Source organism: Cellulophaga sp. F20128 (assembly GCF_023015805.1).
Taxonomy (GTDB): domain Bacteria; phylum Bacteroidota; class Bacteroidia; order Flavobacteriales; family Flavobacteriaceae; genus Cellulophaga.
This window is the reverse complement of sequence record NZ_JALKBA010000037.1, coordinates 1-5956: the sequence shown is the minus strand read 5'-3', so window position 1 is coordinate 5956 and position 5956 is coordinate 1. Positions and strand designations below refer to the sequence as shown.

4 protein-coding genes are annotated in these 5956 nt (G+C 33.3%); all 4 read right to left on the bottom strand.

Annotated elements, in window-relative coordinates; all coding sequences use genetic code 11:
• Positions 1 to 246: 246 nt before the first annotated feature.
• The 4 genes from MWU65_RS17205 to MWU65_RS17190 all read right to left on the bottom strand — a co-directional run bounded on the left by MWU65_RS17205 (position 247) and on the right by MWU65_RS17190 (position 5776).
• On the bottom strand, positions 247 to 1944 hold the full coding sequence (locus MWU65_RS17205; RefSeq protein ID WP_247079919.1) for an ATP-dependent helicase: 1698 nt from the start codon (positions 1942 to 1944) through the stop codon (positions 247 to 249).
• Positions 1929 to 4004 (bottom strand): AAA family ATPase, encoded by a 2076-nt coding sequence (locus MWU65_RS17200; RefSeq protein WP_247079918.1) that lies wholly within the window; start codon positions 4002 to 4004, stop codon positions 1929 to 1931. The genes MWU65_RS17205 and MWU65_RS17200 overlap by 16 nt, the downstream gene beginning before the upstream one ends.
• A gap of 320 nt (positions 4005 to 4324) precedes the next feature.
• Positions 4325 to 4876: a hypothetical protein gene (locus MWU65_RS17195; protein ID WP_247079917.1), complete on the bottom strand. Its 552-nt coding sequence runs from the start codon at positions 4874 to 4876 to the stop codon at positions 4325 to 4327.
• A 210-nt stretch (positions 4877 to 5086) separates the two neighbouring features.
• Positions 5087 to 5776, bottom strand: a complete 690-nt coding sequence (locus MWU65_RS17190) for a hypothetical protein (protein ID WP_247079916.1) — start codon at positions 5774 to 5776, stop codon at positions 5087 to 5089.
• Between the last annotated feature and the right edge of the window lie 180 nt (positions 5777 to 5956).

The window sequence follows — 5956 nt, the reverse complement described above, 5'->3', positions numbered from 1 at the left end:
GTTTAATCGAATACTACAAACGATAAGTTCCATTATCGAACCGCCGTATACGAGACCCGTATGTGCGGTGGTGTGAGGGGTGCACTCCGTCATTTGATGGCGGAGCCATCCACTCGATTACCCACTGGCTTTATTCCGTTCTGTTTGTTTTCAGCGTTGGCAAAGACATACTCTTTTGCAATTTTTGGTTTGTGTGTCGGCTTTATGAGCGACTTGGCAATGTGTATGGTTGCGAAGTGCTGGCATTTAAACAGAACTAATATCAAAATATGTAGCCAAAGTATCACTTGCTTCTTGAGATAATTCTGGCACATTAATTATCAAATTTTCTTTTGCTCTACTACATGCAACGTAATTAACTCGATGCTCTTCAAGGCTATTTAATTCTGGATTCAAAAGAAATGCTAAATCACGCTCTTCGTTATATCTATTACCAAACCTACCTTTTACTATAACTAAAACATTATTAAACTCATCACCTTTTGCTTTATGAATTGTACGATGCAAACTTGCATCCTTTAATAGCCTAATTGTCAAAGCCAAATCTTTGTAAGATGTTTCTTTGTAGAAAGCTTCTACTCTTGTCATTTCTGCTGTTTTGCTCTCTCTAATTCTCGACAAACTAACTATAGAACTTGCCTGCAAACGTTCATATAGTTGCCAAAGAGTTTCATTGCTGATTTCATTATATAGATTTAAGTAAGATTTGATAAATATTAACGCTGATTTATGACCTTTAAATAAATCTTGATTTCGAAAATGGCGACTTAACTCTTTAATTGCATCGTTAAAAAGATTCTGCTTTGCAAATTCAACAGACTTTATCACAGAAATTATTACTTTTTTCCTGTCTCTATTTGAGTCTACACTAAACAACTCTTCAATTATATTATTCGCCGCACTTTCTACAGGAACTCTTTTCCTCATAGCGTTTGCAGTTGGTACCATGTAGGACAAAGACACGACATTCTTCTCACCCCATAGTCTTTCACATTCTTCTAATGCTGCAATACTATCACCTACTATGATTTTGGGTAAATCACCTGCTTTCGCTTCAGGACTTGTTTGAGTTATTGAACCTCTAATTGTATTTAGTACAGATATTATTTGAAGTGTGCTTCTGTGATTGTCCGGAATTACAAATTCATTAATGTTTGGCAGGGTGAAGTCAATAAACTGTTGCATACTTGCTCCTTGGAAACTATATATTGATTGTGCTTCATCACCGATAACACCAACAATAGTTTCCTCATTAGCTATTAATTTTAAAATCGCAGATTGAATAGGGCTAGTGTCTTGAAATTCATCAATAAAAAAGTATGGAAACTTAGCTCGTAAAATTCTCAAAACACTTGAGTCTTTATTTACTATTTCCCATGCAAAGGCTAAAATGTCATCATAGTGCATTATCCCTTTTTCCCAAAATGCAGTTTTATACCTAAGTAAACTATTATGATATTGTTGAACATTTCTATTTCTGTTAGGTAACCTTAGAATACAAGTTTCGCCATTGATTTCCCAGAATACTTTTTTCATTTCTGATTCTTGGACTCTGAAACGAGTAGGTAAGTTTGTACTTCTAAAGAACCCATTAGAAAAGATATGCTCAAATGGGCTATCGAACATTGATGGATTCAATCCGTATTTATCGCTAATCAGAAAAAGATATGGTTTAACTACGTGCACAAAAAGAAAACTATGAATTGTGCTTATCTCTATATTATCCCTTTCGTCTTTTACTCGGTCTACCAATGTATCTACTCCTACATTAGTATAAGTTATACAAGCAACCTTCCTGTTCACACCAAGACGCTCTGAATTCGTTAATACATTTCTAATATGGTTAACTAGAAAAGTAGTCTTTCCTGCTCCTGGACCAGCTACGACTTTGAAGTGCTGCTCAATGTCTATCTGATTGTTTGATGATATTACCTGCATAGCCATTGAATTGCATTTGATATATAAGAAGGTACTTGAAACGCGCATTCATTTTCAGGCAAATTTTCCTCTAAAATATGTGCTAAGTCATACGCATTTTCGCCTTTTGATAATGAATTCAAATATCTTGCAGAAATGAGATGCTTTTTCAATTCTTCATCATCTATACCAGATTTTTGAATAGAATCTATTATCCGTTTGTTTTCGTTACCTCTAGTACTATGAATCTCAATCATTTCATTTAGGTTTTTACCTTCGTTATATGCTTTGATAAGATTCTTTATTTCCTCATTATTTGCAATTGCTGATACTACATGAATATCTAGTTTGGGGTTTTCATAAGCTATTGCATATTCAAATGTTTTACCTACACCTTTATCTTGTGAAAAACATTGAATATTTGGGTGTTTACCTTCTGAATAGTCGTCCACTATTTTGTTAGAACATTCATTAAACGCTACTAATTCGTCGTTATTCTCAAATGGATAACACTTCTCATTTACGATATCTTCATCAACAGAATATGTTGGGTCTAAATCTGTGATACAAGCAACTTTCTTATTTATTGTATAAGGTTTAGTTGAATCAAACAGTTTTAGAAAGTGATTAAAGTATCTTCCTCCAATATTAATTACAGATACATGCTCAGACTCTAAACTTTCTCCGTTATATTCTGCAAAAACTGGAAGTAAAAGCTGTTCCGTTATACCTTCTACAAAAACTACACTTTTTGAAAAAAGCATGTCAGATTTCGTTGCATCTAGGAATCTTTGTACATATGCTTTTGAATCTTGTTCGTCATCTCCGAAAACTCGACCTAAATATGCAATATTCAATTGCCCATTATCAAGTCGATGCAAGCATATAATATTGTCAAGTTCAACTGCTGAAGTAATGCTTGGGGAGTGTGATGTTATGAATACCTGTTTTGTTTTATTTTTATTGTTCTCTTTTAAGAACTTCAGAAATTTATATTGCATTGCTGGGTGCAAATGGGCTTCAGGTTCTTCTATTGCCAATATTGGAAATGATTTGGCATTACTGCCTAGATAATCTCCAGATGCATCCTTCTGCATTTTTGCTAATAACAGGGAAATAAATATTAGATTATTATACCCCAGTCCATTATGAGTTGCAGGAATTGTAATACCTGTTTCATGTTTTACGATTAGTTTAAGTGCTGAATACATCTCTGTGTCTAAAATATGCCCACTAAAATCAGGCTCAGCATTTTGAAAGGAAGCTCCTGTTTCCGTTGCATATTCTAACATTTCTTTCTTGCCGAGTTCCATTCTTTTTTGAAGCTGAGCAATAAGGTTTTTAGCATCTTTTGAGAAGGCTTTTCTTTTAACTGAAATTTGTTGTCTTTGGGTGTTCTTATCTAATGCGGTATCACTTTTAATTTCATAATCAATGAAGAAATCTATTACCTCTCTAAGCAGTGTATTTTTACCAGAAAACAAATCTCTTTCGACATCTCTAATCGCATCCAAAAACTGGAAATCCACTTTCTTAATTGTGTCATTATCAACTACATTTTTATAATCTGGATTGCCACAATAAATTTTACTGGTATATTTTTTTAGAAATTGGTGCTTTATTGTAAGCCAATAATCTTCAATATCCTCTGAATTGACTAATCCAAGCTCCTTTTTATAATCTTCATGTTCCCTTTGTGGTAAATAGTGTACATAAGTTAATTGGGCTGAATATGGAGAGTCTAGTTTGGTTAGCCACGTTGATGCTGTTACTAAATCATCCGAGAACTCATCTTCATTGTCGGATTCTGTGAATGTTACTTTTACTATGACTTTAGGTGGTTCTTCCAAAAGATTTGCAATGGTAGTGTTTTTATTAAAATCATCAATATCAAGTTTCTTACTTCCACCATAATTTACAACTAAATCCAGAGCCTTTAAAAGATTCGATTTTCCAGAATTATTATGTCCGATTACAATATTAATTCCATCTTGAAATTCTATGGTACAACCACTTTTTGTTCCATCTCCATTTTCTGTGCTTTGGAAATTTCTAAAATCTTGTATTTCAATTTTTGATATGTACATAATATTGCAATTATTCGTTTGTGTGTTGGCAAAAATTTGGCTCTTTTACTAGCTGAAGAGTCAGCCTGTGTGTTGGAGCTTGTAAATGTGCCAAATGTGCGTTGGCTTTCTTTTTTAGCATGAAACCTAACGTCTGAGCTAAGCGTAGTGCGGGAGTAAGGAAACTTTTCGTTTCCGTCTGCGCACGAAGCTAAAGCTTATTGTTTAGTTTTATTTTTTCTTGTCCAAAGCTAAATCCATAAGATTTAGCGACTTTATAAATATACACAGACCTTTCGATTTAGCCCAAAAGTCCGCATTACGTTTAGGTTTTGTTGGCATTAGTATTTTATTTCCGCCTTTGTTTTCATTTTAGGTATTACCTTTTCGGTAAGTAGTTTTCTATGAGAAATTGAATCAACAACAAACTGAAATTTATAATTTTTATCACGATATGAGAATTCTACATAATTATCACCACCATAACTCCTAGTTGGGTCTCCATCAGAATGTAGATTAATTAAACGTCCTTTATGGTCATGTCCACTAAATTTTAAATTTTTAATTTCGGTTAGGTTGTATTTTCGTGCGTAGTTTATGGTTATTTCATTCTCATCAAAGGTTATGAATCCTTTTATAATTCTATTATTTCCGTTTTTATCAACTAATCCATAAAGAGAGCCAATTATAAGGCAGATTATAAAACTATACATGATATATTTTACCAATTGAATATCTAAAAGAATAATTTCAGTATAGCTTTCTAATAGCCAGTTAAAAAAGAAAACGAGAATAAGTCCAGCTATTCCGATGTAGTAGAATTTTTCGGACACACCAATGTCGTACTTGACTGTTTTTTGGTCTAAGACTAATTCGTATGATAGTTTTTGCATATTAATGCCAACGGTTCAGCTATGAGTAGTGCGGAGGCAAGGAAACCTTTTTGTTTCCATCTACGCATGTAGCAAAAGCTTTTTGTTTTGTTTTATTTTTTTGTTTTCAGAGCAAAATCCTAAAGATTTTGCGGACACTTTAAATATACACTTACTTTGGAATAAAAACCAAACTCCGCATTACTTATAGGTATTGTTATACCACGTTTTTTATTTATTTCTGTTTTTCACTAGTTCAATGAATTCAATCAACTCCTGAACTTTAGAATTCAATTCTACTTTATCAATTTCATTAGGTTTATGGACTAGTTTATTTCTAAAATCGATTATTTCAGCTAAAGTCAATTCTTCTTTATTCGATAATTGAAATAGTTCCTTGAAGTTTTTTAATCTATATATTTTTGGACCCTGATTTACAATTAATTTATTAAAGTCCGCCCATGCCAATAAGAAATCATCTATTCCATATTTCTTTCCCCTAGCATCAATTTTTTCCCCAAATAAATTTTCGAATAATATTTTAGCAATACTTGAATATGCAATTACTTTTTCCTTTTCTACCGTAATTCCATTTCCATCATGATACAATTGATTCCTTATTCTATGATACCATTCTATTTCTCCTAGTTCAATTCCAATTAGTTTGTCTTTAGCGAAACTCTCCATCGTATCAAGTAGGTTGGGAAAACTCTTAGTCGCTTCGTCATATAATTTCCTTGTGACTCCATTCAGCTTTGTAATCCGTTTTGGTAGGCCCAAATAAGTTTTCATCATTAACTCAACTGAATTGTCGATAACAATCATTCCCATTCGGTAATCAAACTCTGTTTCAAGGGATAAATGCTCAAGACCGTGCAGTAATAATTCTTTTGGTCCCGATTTCCAAGGTTCGTTCTTCATTCAGTTTTTTAATGTGGTATAACGTCTAGGCTATGATTTCGGTCTGGGAAATCCGTTAGGATTTTTCAAGGTCGGAATCGGGCCGGATTAAAAGTACTGAATTTTATTTATACGAAACAGTAAGACTGAATTATAGGTGTTGTTAGCTGTTGCATGCGAGGCAAGCCTTACTCTAAGGCG